The organism is Candidatus Latescibacter sp. IFSED24 (assembly GCF_058273205.1).
Map to the genome: position 1 here is coordinate 1,066,794 of NZ_CM177850.1, position 18,144 is coordinate 1,084,937.

Below are 18,144 nucleotides of genomic sequence, written 5' to 3' on the forward strand. Positions count from 1 at the left end.
TTCATGGATCCATTCCTCGACGAGGAGCAGGGCCAACAGAGCCGCTTCGATCCGCTGACCCTGCTGCGCATGTTCTGGCGCCGCAAGGTGCTGTTCTTCGTGCCGTTCGTGCTCTGCCTCGCCATGGCCTTCGTGGCCGTGCGGACCATGACTCCGATCTACGAGTCGACCGGTCAGATACGGGTCGTATACGAGGTGACCAATAGCGATCTGCTGGAGAACTCGGGAGGACGTTACCAGCGATCCAGAGATCTCGACCGGGAAGCTCTGGCGACACTCTGGACGATTGTCACTGGCCCGAAGTTTCTTCAATCTGTGGTTCGCGAAACCCAGCTGCACACCGGGCGTGTGCGTGTTCCACAGACTGGTGGGGAAACCCTGCCCGAGGTGTTGGCTCCGGATGAATTGGAGGCAGTAGAGCGTGCTTCGGCCCGCTTACACCGCTTTATTCGAGTTGCTCAAGATGGCCATCACATCTTCAATATCTCCGTCCGGAACACCGATCCGCACCAGGCCTTCGTACTGTCCCGGGTCGTCCTGGACAAGTTCCTTGAAGAAGAACGGGCCACCCGCGTGGCCCCGCGCACGACCACGCGTGATTTCCTCAACCGGCAACGTCAGACCTATGCCGCCGCGTTGCAGGCCGCCGAGGACACCCTGGCCACCTATCAGCGGACCATCATGAGTTCCTCGCTGGCCGGCAATCCCATCAACGCCTCCAATCTCTCTTCCGCCGAATCGGGCCTCCTACGCTTGCAGGACCAGTTCTATAACAACGACGTCAACGAGATGGCCCGACTCGAGCAGCAGGCCAAGACCGTGGTCAGCAACCTGCCCGGAACCGACGCCATCGCGCGGGATCCACAGGCAGCAACGTTGATCACCGACCTGAAGGAACTTCAACTCGCAGGTCTTCTGGGTGAGAGCGACACGAACCTGGCCAACGATCTGGGGCGCGCGCGTCTGCGCCTGAACAACCTGGTGGATGAGCGGGTCGGTCAGCAGTACAGCCAGCTCGGTATCATGGACCGCAACCGCCTGACCCAGTACCTCTACTTCATGGTCTTTCGCCTGAGTAAGGAACGGGCCATGAACACACTGGCTGGCTATATCAGGGACTATCGAGACTTCACCACGCGGCAACCCGTCCAGTCGGCGCACCTGGCCGACCTGCAGGAGGCGGTGGCTGACCGCCGTGACATGCTTGAGAACATCGACCGCGAGATCCAGCAGCAGACCATGAACCTCGAGGCGAGCATGTCCGAGGTGGGGTACCGCATCGAGGTGCGGCGCGATCCCAGCATGCCGAAATACCCTGTCGAGCCCGACAAGCTCAAGCTCTATTTCATGGGCTTCGTCCTCTCGCTGGCCCTCGGCTTCGGCCTGGTCGTGCTCTCCATCATGCTCGACCGCACTTTTACCTCCGTCGGGGAGATCGAGGGCGCCCTGGGCGTGAACGTGATCGGCACCCTCCCCGTGATCAACGACGAACACTTCAAGCGCAAGCGCCGCCTGCGACTCCTGCGCTGGATCTCCATCGTGGTGGCGGTGCTGGTGGTGGCCGCGGTGTTCCTCCTCTACGTCTATCCCCGCATCACCTAGGGCGGAGTCTAGCATGGCAAAAAAGGGAAAACGCACGAGCGGCGGCCTCTTCGACATCGAGTCGCCCATGGCCATCGAGCTGCGCCGGATCATGATCCGGCTCGGGCGCCAGCTCGACCTCGAGCGCAAGCGCGCCTTGATGATCACCAGCGCCGAGCGCGGCGAGGGCAAGAGCCTGTTCTCGCTGCACTTCTCGCTGGTGCTGGCCTACCATCTCCAAAAAGAGATCCTTCTGGTGGACGCCGACGTACGCCGGCCTGTCCAGCACACGGTGTTCCAGGTGCCGCTCTCGCCCGGTTTCGCCGAACTGCTCACCGGCGACGTCTCCATCGCCGAGGCGCCGCGCCCGACCAAGGTCAAGAACCTGCACTTCCTGCCCGCGGGCCTCGGCGGCGGCAACCCCAGCCGGCTGTTCAGCGGGACCCGCATCCGCGATACGGTGCGCAAGCTCTACGAGCGCTTCGACATCGTGCTCTTCGACTCGCCCCCGGTGGTGCCGGTCTCCGACCCGCTCCACTACCTCGACGGGGTGGACGGCGTGCTCTTCCTGGTGATGGCCGGCCAGACCCACCGCGACGTGTCGCAGCGCGGCATCGAGATCCTCCGCTCGGCCGGAGCCAACATCCTCGGCGTGGTGGCCAACAACCTGGCCGAGGTCCTGCCATACTACTACGACCGGAAATACTACGGTTACGACCGCAGCAAGGCTCGTCGTTAGGTCACCTCCCCTGGAATTAATGGAAGAGGGGCCCCACCTCGCGGTGGGGCCCCAAAATCATCGCGGTCACCGGTCCCTCACGCCGCCTTGGTCTTGAAGTCCTTCCCGACCCAGTTGCGAGCCATGAGCAGGAAGACCGTGGACAGCATGGCGATGCAGGCGTAGATCAGCCACATGGTCTCGGGATTGCGGGGCGGGGATGCCGGGCAGAAGCGCTGCATCATGATGCCCGAGTAGAGCGGCACGAGCATCTTGGTGAGGAACCAGGGGAACTGGGCCACACCCATGTAGGCGCCGGTGCGGCCCTCGGGCGCGATCTCGGCGGCGTACTGCAGGAAGCGCGGCTGCCACATGGCCTCACCGATGGTCATGATCAGCAGGTAGCCCAGCAGGAGCCACAGGCTCGTGCCCAGCGACAGCAGGAACGCCGGGGCGGCCATGATGAAGGTCCCGATGACCATCATGTTGTAGACCTTCTTCTTCATGGTCAACGCCGTCACGATGGGCACGGCCACGAAGATCAGGATGGGATTGAGATTGGCGAAGAGCTCGAAACGCTCGCTCACGAACCCGCCCTCGAAGGCCCGCTCGAGATACTGGGGCAGCACGAGCCAGTTGTACGTGAACAGGGTCTGCACCGGGATGAGCGCGAAGATGAAGAAGAAGAATTTCCCATCGGACAGAGGATGGTTGGCCAGCCAGCGATAGGCGGGAGCACCAAGCTGCCGCACGCCGACCAGGACCAGGAGCGCCAGGGCGAACACGCCCCAGATGTAGTAGCGATACGGCTCGGCGACGAGATAGACGGCGGCCACCACCGCGGCCAGGGTGCCCCAGAGATGGATGGGAACCCGGCGGGTGGCGTAGCGGACGTCCGCCTCGGCCTTGGCGGCCTCCTTCTCGGCTTCGGTCTTGGCCGTCCCCTCGGCCGCCTCCAGCTCCTTGCGCTCGCGCTCGGCGCGGGCGATGGCGTCCTCCTCGGTGCGTCGCGAGAGGATCAGCCAGGTCGTCACCAGGGCGACCGCCGTGATGCAGGTGTAGACCCAGAAGGCGCCGGTGATGCCCACGTGCTCGCGCACGAAGGTGAAGAAACTGGGCAGCCAGCCACCCAGGTTCATCAGGGCATAGAGCATGGCGTAGCCCATGGCAGCCGTCTTGGGATTCGTGAACTTGCGGACACCTGCATAGGCTGCTGGCTGGTACATGCCGTAGCCCACGATGACCAGGAAGATGCCCAGCATGGTCATCAGGTGGAGGTGGCTCCAGAGTCCCGGTTCCGGGAAGATGGACGGCGCCAGCGACCAGATGATGCGACCGGCGAGCAGGAAGGTGAAGGCGGTGAGCAGCGTCTTGCGCACGCCCACCTTGTCGGCCACCGACCCCAGGAAGAACATGGAGATGGTGATGCCCGCGGTGAGGAAGCCCACCATGGGGTGCGAGAGCTCGTCCGGGTGCGCCTCGTTCACGAAGACGAAGTCCGAGAAATGCATGGCCAGGTAGCCGAGCATTCCGAAGTAGACCCAGCCCTCGAGGAAGTAGGCCAGGTTGATGCCCCAGAGCGCCCGGGGGGCGTGGACCAGGTCGATGAAGGGCTGGACGATTTCCTTGAGCGGATCCTTGCGCTCGGGTCCGCCGGCGGGCGCTACTGCCATGTGGTGACATCCTTCCTGGAGACTAAGGCGAGCGGGGGGTCGTATTGCGGGCTAAGGTAATGCCCTTATCAGGGGACGGTCAAGGGCCGCCGGAGCGGCCCTCGCCACAAGGTTAACACCGTTGACAGCCCGGGGCTAGAAGGCGTTTTCGAGCTTCTGGCGGATCCGTTGCCTGGCCGTGGTCGCCTTCTCTTCGCAGGTCGCCATGAGCTGGACCGCCGCCTGACGGGTTTCCGCGAGGAAACCGGGAGCGTCGCTCTGGTCCATCTCGGCCAGTCCGGCCAGGTTGATCAGCACGTTGTAATAGGCTCCCTCGGCGCCGCAGAGCGCGGTCAGGACCGCCACCCCGGCGTCGGAGAGGCTGTTCTGGTTGCCGATCTCGGCGATCTCGGCCGCCAGGTCCAGCACGGCCGGCACCTTTTCGAGCACCGAGAGCGGGATCCTGGTGGCGCCGCGCGTCGCCTCGGCGATGGCCAGGTTCTTGGCCTGGATCTGTGCCTCGGTATTCTTGGGCATCCCGAAGCAATCCATGACCTTGTTGAAGGAGTCGGTGTCAAGGTCGATGGCGTCGAGGAAGAAGTCCTTGAGCGCCTGGGCCGCTTCGGCGATCTCCTTGACCCGGTCCTGGGCCTTGGGGTAGCTCATCTTGCCCACGGTCAGGTTGCCGACCATGGCGGTCAGGCCGGCGGCCTGGGCGGCGCAGAGAGCGGCCACCGAACCGCCGCCCGGGGCGGGGGAATCGCTGGACAGCTCGTCGACGAATTCGCGGTTGGTCATGCTCACAAGGGGACCGTCCACCAGTCCCGCCTGGTACTCGATGATCTTCTCGGCGGGATCGAACTCGCCGAGCTCGCGGAGGCCGAGGCTCTGGATCGCCGTCTCGATGATCTGGCGGCGGGGAATGCCGGCCGACTGTCCGGCCTGCTTGAGGTAGTACTTGCCCGCGGCCAGGAGGTCGCCCTCGGGGATCAGGCCCACCAGCTCGCTGCCGGTGACGCGCACGCCGCGGTCGACCGCGCTCTTGCGGCAACCCTCGAACGCCTGGTGCGGCTTGGTGATGGCGGTGTTGACCAGGTTGATGGAGACCTGGGCCTTGTCGTACTCGTCGATGGTCCAGCCCACGGCCTTGCAGGCCTCGAGGCGGTAGGGGCCGGGCCCCATGATGTTCTGGCCGTGCTCGTCCTTGAGCAGCTTGCCGTCGGCGTCGCGCTGGGCGCGGCCGGCTTCCTTGATATCCAGGGCGATCTGGCTGGCGATCTTCTTGGAGCGGGTGTTCAGGTTGACGTTGTAGGCCACCAGGAAGCCGCGGGCCGAGACGTTGATGGCGCCGGAGCGGGCGGTGTGCTCGTTCCACTCGTTGGGGCCGAAGTCGGGCGCCCATTCGTCGGTGCCGAGCTTGTCGCCGAGGGCCTCGTACTCGCCCTTGCGGACGTGCGCCAGATTCCGGCGTTCGGGACGCGAGGCGGCCTCCTCGTAGAGGTAGACCGGGAACCGCAGCTCCTCGCCGATCCGGCGGCCCACCTGGCGCGCGATCTCCACGCACTCGGCCATGGTCACGCCGCGCACCGGCACGAAGGGGCAGACGTCGGTGCTGCCGTGGCGGGGATGGGCGCCCTTCTGGTGTCGCATGTCGATGAGCTCGCCGGCGCGCTTGACCACCCGGAACGCTGCTTCGGCCACGCCGGCGGGGGGGCCGATGAAGGTGATCACGGTCCGGTTGGTGTCGGCGCCGGGATCCACGTCCAGCAGGCTGACCCCTTCGACCTCCTCGATGACGCTGGTGACCGCGTCGATCACGGCCTGATCGCGGCCCTCGCTGATATTGGGGACGCATTCGACGAGCTTCTTCATCGCCGTAAACCTCTGGGCTCGGGTTCGCAACCGTCACGGCGCGCGGGATCGCAGCCGGGACCGCCAAAATACACGACGAGCCCGGGGATTTCCAGCCCGCGGCCTCGATATGCAACCTTGGGCGGCGCTGGTGCGTCATGTCCATGTCCACGCCACAGGAGCCACTCCCCAGCCCCGAGGAACACGATCATGGCCATCAGGAGAATGCGTATCGTCCTCGCGGGAGCCAGCGTGACGCTGGTCGTTCTCGCGATCGCCGTCGGCTTGGCGGTCAAGTCCGGCGTGCAACTGCCCTTCGTGGCCAGCGCCAACGGCGCGCCGGCCGACAGCACGGCCACCCTGGCCGAGGATGCCGCAGCCGAGGCCGACGAGAAGCCGGCGGTGCCGGTGGAGGTCGCCACCGTCGAGCGTCGCTCGGTGTCGGCCTTCCATCGCGCGGCCAGCAGCATCGAGGCCGACCGCCTGGTCGATGTCCCCTGCCGTGCCTCCGGCCGCGTGCGCACCGTGCTCAGCGAGGAGGGCGCCTGGGTCGAGCGCGGACAGGTGCTGGCTGAGCTCGAGAACGACCGCCAGAAGGTGGAATTGCGCCGAGCCGAGCTCAAGCTCGCCGAACAGCGACGCAAGCTCGAACGTTCGCGGCAGATGGTGGCCGAGGATCTGATCAGCCAGGAGGAGTTCGACACGGCCCAGTCCACTAATGATCAGGCCGAAGCCGAGCGCGACCTCGCCCAGATCGTCCTCGACGAGACCTATGTCAAGGCGCCCTTCGCGGGGCAGGTCACCGCCCGCACCGTGGTGGCGGGCCAGCAAGTCGAGCCGGGCGCGAAGGCGTTCACACTCGCCGATTTCTCGCCGCTGCGCGTGCGCGTACACCTGCCCGAGCCGGTGGCCGCCAAGATCGGCGTCGGCGAGACGGTGATGGTGGAGACCGAGATGACCGGTGACGATCTCGTGGCTTCCGTCGAGAGGATCAGCCCGGTGGTCGATCCGCAGACCGGCACCGTGTGCGTCACCCTGCGTCTGCCCGATGGGGCGCTGGCGCGCGTGGGCGGGTTCGTCAAGGCGCGCCTGACCACTGATCGGAAGCGCAACGTCCTGGCCGTGCCCAAGCTGGCCCTCGTGGAGGAGGGCGGCCTGCGCAGCGTGTTCGTGGCCGAGGCCGACACCGTGCGCAAGGTGGAGATCACCACCGGTCTCTACGACGAGACGCACGTGGAGGTCACCGGCGGACTGGATGAAGGCTGGAACGTGGTCACCCTCGGTCGTGGCGGCCTGCGCACCGGCAGCCGCGTCGAGATCCTCACGGACAGCGACCTGGCCGAACTGGCTTCCCGTTAGCGCGACCAGAGGAGTGCCCCGTGAAGATCGTTCAGTTTGCCGTCAACCGTCCCGTCACCATCGGCATGGCCACCGTGGCCGCGGTCGTCTTCGGTCTCGTGTCTCTCGGCCGCCTCGATGTCGGCCTGTTGCCCGAGATCCGCTACCCGACCCTCACCGTGCAGACCGAGTTGCCGGGCTCCGCGCCGGTGGACGTGGAGAACCTGGTGACCAGGCCGCTCGAGGAGTCGGTGGGCGTGGTTCCCGGACTGCGCCAGGTGCACTCGGTGAGCCAGGCGGGCCTCAGCCAGATCACGCTCGAGTTCGACTGGGGTACGGCCATGGATTACGCCGGCCTCGACGTGCGCGAGAAGCTGGACCTGGTCCGGCTCCCCGACGACGCGACCCAGCCGGTGCTCCTGAAGTATGATCCGGCCCTGGATCCCGTGCTGCGCATCGGCCTCTGGGGCGAGGCGTCGCTGGCGCGGGTGCGGACCGTGGCCGAGGACGTGGTGAAGACCGAGATCGAGGCGATCCAGGGAGTGGCGGCCGCCCGCGTGTCCGGCGGTCTGGAGGAGGAGATCCAGGTCCTGGTGGACGAGGGGCGCCTGGCGGCCCTGGGGCTGAGCATCGGCCAGGTCGAGCAGGCGCTCGCGCGGCAGAATGTCAACGCCTCGGGCGGTCGGCTGCGCGATCGGGGCGCCGAATACATCGTGCGGACCTTGCGGCGCTTCCAGGATCTGGATGACCTGCGCGAGGTCACCGTGGGGCAGGCCGGCGAGCGGCCGGTGGCCCTGAGCGAGGTGGCCGAGGTGGTGCGCAGCCACAAGGAACGGGTGGATATCACCCATGTCGACGGCCGCGAGAGCGTCGAGGTCGCCGTCTTCAAGGAGGGCGACGCCAACGCGGTGGAGACGGCCCGCCGAGTGCGCGAGGCCATGGACCGGATCCAGGATCGCCTGCCTGCCGGGCTGCAGCAGGACATCCTCTTCGACCAGTCGGTCTACATCTCCCAGGCGGTGAACGAGGTCCGCTCCAACGCGCTCATCGGCGGCATCCTCGCCGTGCTGGTCCTCTTCGTGTTCCTGCGCGACGTGCGCAGCACGCTGGTGATTGGCCTGGCCATTCCCCTGAGCATCGTCGCCACCTTCATCCTGATGCATTCGCGCGGGGTGTCGCTCAATGTCATGAGCCTGGGCGGGCTGGCGCTGGGGGTCGGCATGCTGGTGGACAACTCCATCGTGGTGCTGGAGGCGATCCAGCGCCGCCGGGAAGCGAATCCCGACGCCGATCCTCGACAGACCGCAGCCGCCGGCGCCGCCGAGGTGGCCGGCGCCGTCACCGCGTCGACGCTCACCACGGTGGCCGTGTTCCTGCCCATCGTGTTCGTGGTGGTCGGGGTGGCGGGCCAGGTCTTCCGCGACCAGGCCCTGACCGTGACCTTCTCGCTCTTCGTCAGCCTCCTCGTCTCGCTGACCTTCACACCCATGGCCGCGTCGCTCGGTGCCGGCCGCACGGCGACCGCCAGCGTGGGCTGGCGGGCCCGCTGGCGCCCGACCAGACCACACCGCTGGTGGTGGCGCCGGATGCTCGCCGAGGCCGGGCACTTCCTGGCGCTTGGCTTGCCGCTGGCGGTGGTCGGCCTGCTGAAGCTGCTCGGCCGGGGGTTGCACTGGGCGTTCACCATGATGATGACCCCCCTGACCGCCACGCATGCCCGGCTCTGGACCCGGCTGGCCGCGGGCTATGACCGTCTGCTCGCCAGCGCCCTGCGGGCCCGCGCCGTGGTCCTGTTGGTGGTCGTGCTGGCGGGAGGTGGCGCTTTCCTGCTGGTTGGCGGCCTGGGCACCGAGCTGGTGCCACCGCTGGCCCAGGGATCCTTGACCCTGCAGATGGAGCTGCCCGAGGGCACGCCGCTGGATCGGACCGAACGGATCTGCGCCGAGCTCGAGCGGCAGCTCGCCGACTCGCCGGGCATCACGCGGGTGGCGGCCGAGGTCGGCATCAGTCGCGAGGCCGGGGGCGGCGCCACCCGGCAGAAGGAGAACCGCGCCGAGGTGCACCTGCAGCTGGCGTCTTCGGATCCCGAGGTGGAGGCGCGTGTGCTGGCGGCCGCCCGCGAGCTGGCCGCCGCCGGACCGCAGATGCGCCTGGAAGTGCGGCGGCCGGCGCTCCTCAACCTGAGCGCACCGGTCCAGGTCGATGTCTACGGACAGGACCTGGACGCCTTGCAGCGCGGCGCCGATGCCGTGGCCGCGCGTCTGCAGGGAATCGCCGGCCTGCGCGACGTGCGTCAGGCCATGGTGCCCGGGTCGCCCGAGATCCGCATCGCCCTGGACCGTGACAAGCTGGGGCTGCTCGGCCTCGATCAGGAGCAGGTGGCCAACACCGTGCGCGCCAAGGTGGGCGGTGTGGTTCCGGGCCGGTTCCGCGACGGCGAGCGGCACCTCGACATCCGCGTCCAGGGGCAGGTGGACCAGCGATCGACCCTGACCGCCGTGGAGGACCTGGTGGTCGCCGAGCGCGACGGCATCACCGTGCCGCTGTCGGCGGTGGCCGACCTCAGCGAGGCTCGCGGCCCCGCCGAGATCCACCGTCTCGGCGGTCGGCGCGCCGCGCTGGTGACGGCCGACCTCGCCGGCCGCGACCTGGGCTCGGTGAGCCAGGACATCGCGGCTCAGCTGCGCTCGTTGACCCTGCCGGCCGGCGTGACCGCCACTCTCGGCGGCCAGAACCGCGAGATGACCCGCAGCTTCCGTTCGCTCCAGCTGGCGGTGCTGCTGGCCGTGTTCCTGGTCTACCTGGTCATGGCCTCCCAGTTCGAGTCGGTGGTCTATCCGCTGATCATCATGGTGACCGTGCCCCTGGCGCTGGCCGGCGCGATCTATGGGCTGGCCCTGGTGGGTCGACCCCTCAGCGTCTTCGCGGTGATCGGGGCCATCATGCTGGCGGGCATCGTGGTCAACAACGGCATCGTGCTGGTCGATCGCATGAACCAGTTGCGACGCGGCGGTCGGGATGTCCACGCTGCGGCGAGGGAAGCGGGCCGGGAGCGGTTGCGCCCCATCCTCATGACCACAGCCACCACCGTTCTGGGCCTTTTGCCCATGGCGTTGGGCCTGGGTGAGGGCGCCGAGCTGCGCGCGCCCCTGGCGGTCACCGTGATCGGCGGCCTCCTGCTCGCCACGGGCCTGACCCTGGTGGCGGTGCCCGTGCTCTACACCCTCATGACGGTCCGCCGCCAACCAGCGACCGCTCCCGCACCGGCGGGCGGCGCCGGCGTGCCCGCTGGAGCCGTGCCCGGCGAGCCGGAGGTCGGGCCGTGGAACTGACGCGCCTCGCGCTGCGCCGACCGGTGACCCTGGCCATGGCCCTGGTGACCATCCTGGTCCTGGGCGTGGTCTCCATCGGTCGCCTGCGGCTGGACTTCCTGCCGCGCGTCGATTTCCCCTTCATCGCGGTGTTTATCCCGTATCCCGGCGGCCTGCCCGAGGAGAACGAGCGGCTGATCGTCCGCCCGGTGGAGGAGGTCCTGGCGACCCTGGGCGGAGTGCGCAGCATCAACAGCTACAGCGATGCGGATCAGGTCCAGGTCGGTGTCCAGTTCGACTGGGGCCGCGACGTGAACCTCCTGCGACTGGAAGTGAAGGAGAAGCTCGACCAGATCCGTGGCGAGTTGCCCGACGATATCCGCCAGATCCTGCTGCTGACCTTCGACTCCAGCGACATCCCGGTGATCGAGGGTCGGATCGCAGCTACCGGTCGTGACCTATCAACGAGTTGGGACCTCCTCGAACAGCACGTCATCGCACCCCTGCAGCGCATCCCCGGCGTGGGCCGGGTCAACATCGACGGTGTGGCGCCGACCCAGGCCTCGGTCTATCTCCGCTTCGACCGCATCCTCGAGTACGGCGTGGACGTCTCGCTGCTGTTCCGCAAGCTGCAGGCCGCGAGCGTCGAGCTCACCGTGGGCCGGGTCACTGACCGCGGCCTGCGCTACGACCTGCGCTCAGTGAGCAATCTCCATTCGGTGGAGGACCTTGCCGAACTGCCAGTCGACGACCGGGGCCTGCGCCTGAAGGACGTGGCCGAGGTGGTCTACGGCGTGCCGGGCCTGACCTACGGCCGCCGGCTCAACGGGGAGCCCGCCATCGCCTTCTGGATCCAGAAGGGCTCGGGCGCCAACACGGTCGAGGTGTGTCGGGCGGTGGAGGCCGAGCTGGCGCGTATCAATCAGGATCCCGCGCTGGCCGGGATCCACAGCTTCGCCTTCTTCAATCAGGCCGACGAGATCACCGACTCGCTGCGGGGCCTGCTCCAGGCCGGGGCGCTGGGATCGCTGCTGGCCGTGGTCATCCTCTGGCTCTTCCTGCGGCGCGTCAGCCTGACGCTGGTGACCACCGCGGCCATCCCGCTGTCGCTCCTCGGCGCGTGCATCTTCCTCTACCTCACGGGCCGGACCCTGAACATCCTGACCATGATGGGGCTGATGCTCGGGGTGGGCATGCTCGTGGACAATGCCGTGGTGGTACTGGAGTCGATCCACCGCCACCTGCACGCGGGTCGACCGCCGCTGGTGGCGGCGCTGCGGGGAACGCGCGAGGTGGGCAAGGCGGTGGCTGCCTCGACCCTGACCACGATCATCGTCTTCGCCCCGGTGGTGGTCAGCAGCAACGACGAGCTGGCTGTCTGGCTGGGCGAGGTCGGCGTCACGATCAGCGTGACCCTGCTGGTGTCGCTGCTGATCAGCCTGACCGTGATCCCGCTTTTAGCCGCCCGGGTGGCCGGCAACGAGGCGCCCCGCGAACCCGGTTGGCTGCCGCCCCTGCGCCGGATCTACCTGCAGATCCTGCGCTGGACCGCGCTGAAGCATCCACTGCTGACCACCCTGGTGCTGCTGCCGGTCCTGATGGCGGGGACGATTTTCCTGATGAAGGCCACCAACCTGAACATGGACGTGTTCGGCGACGAGGGGGTGCGCCGCGAGAGCCTGTACATCGGCTTCGACTTCGCCGATGCCGTCGACCACCGGCTCAGCAGCCGCTACGTGGCCCAGGCCGAGGAATACCTCGAGACGCGCCGCGAGGAGCTGGGCATCCGCGACATCTACTCGTTCTTCGCGGGCGATGCCGGCGGGGTCACCCTCTTCTTCGAGCGCGGAGTGCTGCAGGAGGAATTCCTGCGCGAGATGCGCAAGGACCTGCGCGAGAACCTGCCGGTGCAGCCGGGACTGACCTACCGCTTCGGGCGGGATGACGGGGGCGGTTCGGGCGCGCGCACCTTCGCGGTGACCATCTACGGCCGCGAGACCGAGGTCCTGCGCGACCTCTCCACCACCATCCGGCATCGCCTCGGCGGCCTGCCCGGCGTCAGCGACGTTCTGAGCGAGGCCGACGATGGCCACGCCGAGATCCGGGTGCGCGTCCAGCCCGAAGAAGCCACGCGCTTCGGGGTCGAACCGGCGGCCGTGGCCGAGATCATGGGCTTGACCTACCGCGGCGTGCCCTTGCCCCGGCTCCAGACCGCCGACCGCGAGATCGATGTCATCGTCTCGCTCCTGCCCGACGATCGTGAGTCGCTGGAGAACCTGGCGCTCCTGACCGTGGGGATGAAGGACAGCCAGCCGGTTCAGCTGGGGCAGGTGGCGTCCTTCGAGTTCGGCGGCGGGCCCGAGCGGATCTTCCGCCGGGACCAGCGATCGGGGTTGACCCTGCGCGCCAGCGCCGAGACCGAGAACTTCGACCAGCTCCTGGGGCAGGTACGCCAGGTGATGGATGAGACCGAACTGCCCCTGGGCTACGGCTGGTCGTTCGGCGAGAACATCCGGCGCAGTCAGGAGCAGCAGTCGGAGATGGGCTTGAACATGCTGCTGGCCCTGGCCTGCGTGTTCTTCGTCATGGCCAGCCTCTTCGAATCGCTGACCTTGCCCCTGATCGTCATCATCTGCATCCCCTTCGCCTCGCTGGGCGTGTTCTGGACCCTCATGGCCACCGGCACTCCCATGAACCTCATGGCCATGATCGGGATCGTGATCCTCATCGGGATCGTGGTGAACAACGGAATCGTCCTGATCGACCATATCGGACAGCGCCGTCGCGGCGGACTGGATCCCCAGGAGGCGCTCCTGCTGGCCTGTTCGGAGCGCCTGCGCCCCATCCTCATGACCGCGGGCACCACCATCCTGGGCCTGCTGCCCCTGGCCTTGCTGAAGGGTACGCACCTCTCGGGGCTGGAGTACTATCCCATGGCCCGGGCCATCTGCGGCGGGCTGGCCGCAGGCACGCTCTTGACCCTGCTGGTCCTACCAGCCTATTATTGGTTGACATCGCGCTGGCTGGAACGAGCGGCGGGACTGGCCCGGGGGGCAATCCAGACCGGTCCCATGGCGCCGCCCCATCCTGACGCGGCCATTGATTGATGAAAAACCCATCGGTGCGGTTATCACGACCCTAATCGATGCCAAGCAGCAATCATGAGGGAATTCCGCCCGGGCCCGGCTCTGCCGTGCCTGCGGCGTATTGAACAGGCATCTCCGACGCGCCCTGGGGGGCTGCCGCCGGTCGATGCTCCCGGGCGCCGCGGAACCGGGGCGCCGCGTGAAAGACAGGAGACGACCATGTATACCCATAGCCCACTCGACCGCGTGGCCATCTTCATCGATGGCGAGAACATCCATTACAGCGCCAAGCACCTGAACATGCGACTGGACTACCTCAAGCTCTGCCGACTCCTGGCCGGGGAGCGGCGGCTGGTGCGGTCCTACTTCTACACCGCCGTCAGTTCGCAGTCCGAGGGCAAGATCGATTTCATCAACTTCCTGAAGCTGAACGGGTTCACCGTGGTGACCCGCGAGGTCAAGTCCTTCGCCGACAGCGACGGGGCCACCCGCAGCGTGCGCAACTCGCTGGACATGGAGATGGCCATGGACATCATCGAGCTCTCCTCCCAGCTCGACACGGTGGTCATCTGCACCGGCGATGGCGATTTCCGACCGCTGGTCGACGCGCTGGCACGGCGGGGCAAGCACATCGAGGTCTGCGGACTGCGGGAGATGACCAGCACCGACCTGATCGCGGCCGCGGATTGCTATATCGATCTGGCCAGCCTCAAGGATCAGGTCGCGCTGAACGTGGCGCCGCAGCGGGAGATCCGCAACGATATCGATACGGCGGCCGATGGCTTCGACGATTTCAAGGTCCAGGACACGACCTTCGATTTCTGATCGTCGCACGTGACGAGAAAGCCGGCCATCCGCTCAGCGGGTGGCCGGCCGTCTTTCGGAACCATGCCGGTGGTCAGCCCCGCGCGGTGAGCGCCTGCCGGGCCTCCAGGAGACGGCCCAGGTGGCGCCGGGTTCGCTGGTCCTGCGCGTTGGCCGCCACGCAGGCCTCGGCGTGGGGGATGGCCCTGTTCACGACGGCCGTGGCCTGTTCGTCCAGGATCTCCAGCAACCGACGCAGGACTCCGAGGTCCTGGTTGTGGGCCAGGTAGGCCTCGCACAGGGCGATGGCGGCATCCACATTGCCGGTCCCGTACTCCAGATCGCAGAGATTCAGGACCGCGTTGGGGAAGTTGGGCTGGAGTCTGAGCGCCGTCTCCAGATCCTGGCGAGCCTGTTCCACCTGACCCACGAGATACCGCGTGGCGCCCAGGTTGTTGAAGACCTCGGGATCCTCGGGGGTGCGGGCCGCCACGGCCGCGAATCCCTCGGCGGCCTCGGCGAAGCGCCCCTGCCGGTAGCGCGCCATGGCCAGGTTGAAGTGGCTGCTGGGGTTGTCGGGCAGCAGGTCCACCACGTGCAGGAAACACCCCTCGGCCAGTTCGTACTCGCCGAGGCCGATGTAGAAGGCGCCCAGATTGTTGTGGCTCAGGGGGTCCTGGGAGAAGCGACGGGCAGCTTCCTCGAAGCGTGCTCTGGCAGTGTCCAGGTCCCCGTCGGCCAGGGCTTGCCGGCCGGCGGCCACCAGGGCCACGAACTCTTCATGGCGGGCTTCTTCACGTTGGTCGGTGGACATGATGATACGCTCCTCGGAACATGGGGTCGCCTGACCATCAGGTGACCTTGCGGCGATCCATTGCAACCAACGTGCCTTCCAGGAGATAGGCCTTTAAAGTAAAGTGAATAAAGCAGATAATATTTCGACAGGGTCGCGATCTTTCACCCCTGAACCCGACGTGATGCCGAGCTGTGGCCAGGATACTGCCATTCGGGCTGGTATTGATCAAAAAAGGGCCAACTTTGCTCCAGGTTGTGAGCGCAGACGCAGAAAATGTCGAGTCGGCAACAATTCATATGGCATTTATGCGAGTTTTCCCTTATCAATAGGACCCGTTGTATCGTAGATTTGCCCACCCACAAGCACCAAGCTGGACGAACCGGGGAGTTGAGATGACCGCGTACGCCCTTCCAGTGCTGACCGTGCTGCTTGTCGCCGTCGTCTTCGCGGGCGCATTCCTCGGCTTGAGCTACTGGCTGGGGCCCCGGCGGCGAGACGCGCTTAAGGAAACGCCCTACGAATGCGGCATTCCGGCGCGGAGCACCATCCAGATCCGCTTCTTCATCCGCTTCTTCCTGGTGGCCCTCTTCTTCCTGCTCTTCGATCTCGAGGCCGTGTTCCTCTATCCCTGGGTGGTGGCCTTCCAGGGACTCCTGGAGAGTGGCGCCGGGCTCTTCGCGCTGGCCGAGCTGGGGGTCTTCCTGGCCATCCTGGTGACGGGGCTGGTCTATGTCTGGCGGAAAGGTGGCCTCGAATGGCAGTAGATCTCAACCAGCCCACCAACATCATGACCACCCGGCTGCGCCAGGCCGTCAACTGGGGACGCAAGTACTCGCTCTGGCCCATCCCCTACGGGACCGCGTGCTGCGCCATCGAGTTCATGGCCGCCGTCTCCAGCTACCACGACCTGAGCCGCTACGGCGCCGAGCTGGTCCGCTTCTCGCCCCGCCAGAGCGACCTGATGATCGTGGCCGGGACCATCAGTTACAAGCAGGCGCCCATCCTCAAGACCATCTACGCCCAGATGTGCGAGCCGAAGTGGGTCCTCTCCATGGGGGTCTGCGCCTGTAGCGGCGGCTTCTACAAGAATTACGGCACGCTGCAGGGAATCGACCGGGTCATCCCGGTTGACGTCTACGTGGCGGGCTGTCCGCCCACGCCCGAGAACCTCTTCCACGGGCTGATCCAGTTGCAGGAAAAGATCGAACAAGAGGGGCTGGCCTCCAGCACGGAGCGACACGGCGACTCGGCCCAGGTGGGCCGTTAAGCAGCGGGAAGGGAACATGAGCGACAGGCTGGTGCAGGCGCTGCGGCAGGAATTCGGCGAGACGGTTCTGGCGGCGGGTTCCCACTGCGGGGATCATGCCGTGACTGTCAGCCGCGATCGGTTGACCGAGGTCCTGGCGCACCTGAAGAACCGCGAGGGATGTACCATGCTGGCCGACGTGATCGGCCTCGACCATCCCGAACGAGAGCAGCGCTTCGAGGTGGTCTATTACGTGCGCTCGGTGGAGCGACCGGAGCAGCTCTGGGTCCAGGTCGACGTGGAGGAGGGCGAGGCCGTGCCCACGGCCACCGGCCTCTGGAAGTCGGCCGACTGGCACGAGCGCGAGGTCTACGACCTCTTCGGGGTGCCCTTCGACGGCCACCCCGACCTGCGACGCATCCTGACGCACCACCAGTTCGAGGGCCATGCGCTCCGCAAGGACTATCCCATCGAGCTGGGGCAGGAGCTGACCGAGCCCGAGAAGCTGCTGGCCGACCATCACATCGCCAGGGCAGCGCACCGGGCCAGTCTCGAGCAGAACCCCGACGGCATGGGCGACGAGGTGCATCCTTCGGATCTGCTCACGGTGAACCTGGGGCCGAGCCATCCCGCCATGCACGGTTGCCTGCGCGCCGAGTGCCTCCTCGACGGCGAGACCATCGTCGAGGCCCGCGCCGAGATCGGCTACCTGCACCGCTGCTTCGAGAAGGAGGCCGAGGATCACACCTGGGCCCAGGTGATGCCCTACACCGACCGCCTGAACTACTGCTCGCCCATGCTCAACAACGTGATCTACGCGGAGGCGGTGGAGAAGATGCTGGGGGTCGAGGTCCCCGAGCGCTGTCAGGTGATCCGGGTCATCGTCTCGGAGCTGTCGCGCATCATCGACCACCTGGTCTGCGTGGGGACCAACCTCGTGGACATGGGCGCCCTGACCATGTACTGGTACACCTTCAACGTCCGCGAGGCGATGTACCAGATCATCGAGAAGCTCTGCGGTAGCCGCCTGACCACGAACTACGCGCGGATCGGCGGCCTCAGTCACGACCTCTATACGGGCTTCGAGGAGGAAGTGCGCGAGAAGCTGCGCATGCTCGAGGAGTCCATCACCGACGTGGTCAAGCTGGCCGCGCGCAACCGGATCTTCCTCGACCGGACCATCGATGTCGGCGTGATCAGCCGCGAGGACGCCATCAGCTATGGCTTCACCGGACCGTGCCTGCGCGCCACCGGTGCGGCCTACGACGCCCGCAAGCTGCACCCTTACCTGGGCTACGAGGACTACGATTTCGACGTGCCCACCGGGGAGGACGGCGACACCCACGCGCGCATCATGGTGCGCATGGCCGAGATGATCCAGAGCAAGCGGATCATCGAGCAGGCGCTGCAGCGGCTTCCCGACGGTCCGGTCAACGTGGACGATGCCCGCGTGATCCTGCCGCCCAAGGAAAAGGTCTACGGGAGCATCGAAGGCGTCATGAACCAGTTCAAGCTGGTGTACGAGGGGATCCAGGTGCCGGCGGGCCGGGCCTACGGCTTCGGCGAGGGCGGCAACGGCGAGCTGGGATTCTATTGCGTTTCCGACGGCAGCGGCCGGCCCTACCGGATGAAGGTGCGGCCGCCGTGCTTCCCCATCTTCGGAGCCTTCGCCGAGATCGCGCGCGGCGGCATGATCAGCGATGCCATCGCCACTCTGGGTAGCTTGAACATCATCGCCGGGGAACTGGACCGCTAGGCGGC

12 protein-coding genes are annotated in these 18,144 nt (G+C 66.8%); 9 read left to right on the forward strand and 3 right to left on the reverse strand.

All coding sequences use genetic code 11. The features are described 5' to 3' along the window. The first annotated feature begins 3 nt into the window (after nucleotides 1-3). Complete coding sequence (locus IFSED24_RS04260; protein WP_491333980.1) at nucleotides 4-1,602, forward strand: GumC family protein; 1,599 nt, start codon at nucleotides 4-6, stop codon at nucleotides 1,600-1,602. Between the two features lie 13 nt (nucleotides 1,603-1,615). Beyond that, complete coding sequence (locus IFSED24_RS04265; RefSeq protein WP_491333981.1) at nucleotides 1,616-2,320, forward strand: CpsD/CapB family tyrosine-protein kinase; 705 nt, start codon at nucleotides 1,616-1,618, stop codon at nucleotides 2,318-2,320. Between the two features lie 77 nt (nucleotides 2,321-2,397). Here IFSED24_RS04265 and IFSED24_RS04270 read toward each other — a convergent pair whose 3' ends face one another. Continuing rightward, a complete protein-coding gene (locus IFSED24_RS04270; protein WP_491333982.1) occupies nucleotides 2,398-3,972 on the reverse strand; it encodes an MFS transporter in 1,575 nt (524 codons plus the stop codon). Nucleotides 3,973-4,107: 135 nt separating this feature from the next. Next, a complete protein-coding gene (gene ftcD, locus IFSED24_RS04275) occupies nucleotides 4,108-5,823 on the reverse strand; it encodes a glutamate formimidoyltransferase (RefSeq protein WP_491333983.1) in 1,716 nt (571 codons plus the stop codon). Between the two features lie 189 nt (nucleotides 5,824-6,012). On the opposite strand from ftcD, the gene IFSED24_RS04280 reads away from it, so the two are divergent. The 4 genes from IFSED24_RS04280 to IFSED24_RS04295 all read left to right on the forward strand — a co-directional run bounded on the left by IFSED24_RS04280 (nucleotide 6,013) and on the right by IFSED24_RS04295 (nucleotide 14,362). Next, the gene (locus tag IFSED24_RS04280; protein ID WP_491333984.1) at nucleotides 6,013-7,161 is read left to right on the forward strand and encodes an efflux RND transporter periplasmic adaptor subunit; all 1,149 of its coding nucleotides are present in this window, start codon (nucleotides 6,013-6,015) and stop codon (nucleotides 7,159-7,161) included. A 20-nt stretch (nucleotides 7,162-7,181) separates the two neighbouring features. After that, entirely contained in the window at nucleotides 7,182-10,472 is a 3,291-nt protein-coding gene (locus IFSED24_RS04285; RefSeq protein WP_491333985.1) for an efflux RND transporter permease subunit, read from the forward strand. Further along, nucleotides 10,463-13,558, forward strand: coding sequence for an efflux RND transporter permease subunit (locus tag IFSED24_RS04290; protein ID WP_491333986.1), 3,096 nt, complete (start codon nucleotides 10,463-10,465; stop codon nucleotides 13,556-13,558). The genes IFSED24_RS04285 and IFSED24_RS04290 overlap by 10 nt, the downstream gene beginning before the upstream one ends. A 198-nt stretch (nucleotides 13,559-13,756) precedes the next feature. Continuing rightward, nucleotides 13,757-14,362 carry a LabA-like NYN domain-containing protein gene (locus IFSED24_RS04295; RefSeq protein WP_491333987.1) on the forward strand — a complete coding sequence of 202 codons (606 nt, stop codon included), beginning with the start codon at nucleotides 13,757-13,759 and terminating at the stop codon, nucleotides 14,360-14,362. Between the two features lie 73 nt (nucleotides 14,363-14,435). Here the strand turns inward: IFSED24_RS04295 and IFSED24_RS04300 are convergent, their stop codons facing one another. Next, on the reverse strand, nucleotides 14,436-15,155 hold the full coding sequence (locus tag IFSED24_RS04300) for a tetratricopeptide repeat protein (protein WP_491333988.1): 720 nt from the start codon (nucleotides 15,153-15,155) through the stop codon (nucleotides 14,436-14,438). A gap of 374 nt (nucleotides 15,156-15,529) precedes the next feature. On the opposite strand from IFSED24_RS04300, the gene IFSED24_RS04305 reads away from it, so the two are divergent. From IFSED24_RS04305 to IFSED24_RS04315, 3 genes are read left to right on the forward strand one after another with little or no spacing between them, the layout of a single operon-like run. After that, nucleotides 15,530-15,901, forward strand: a complete 372-nt coding sequence (locus IFSED24_RS04305; protein WP_491333989.1) for an NADH-quinone oxidoreductase subunit A — start codon at nucleotides 15,530-15,532, stop codon at nucleotides 15,899-15,901. Continuing rightward, nucleotides 15,892-16,404, forward strand: a complete 513-nt coding sequence (locus IFSED24_RS04310; RefSeq protein ID WP_491333990.1) for an NADH-quinone oxidoreductase subunit B — start codon at nucleotides 15,892-15,894, stop codon at nucleotides 16,402-16,404. Before IFSED24_RS04305 ends, IFSED24_RS04310 begins: the two co-directional genes overlap by 10 nt. Nucleotides 16,405-16,420: 16 nt before the next feature. Then, nucleotides 16,421-18,139, forward strand: coding sequence for an NADH-quinone oxidoreductase subunit D (locus IFSED24_RS04315; protein WP_491333991.1), 1,719 nt, complete (start codon nucleotides 16,421-16,423; stop codon nucleotides 18,137-18,139). The last annotated feature ends 5 nt before the right edge of the window (nucleotides 18,140-18,144 follow it).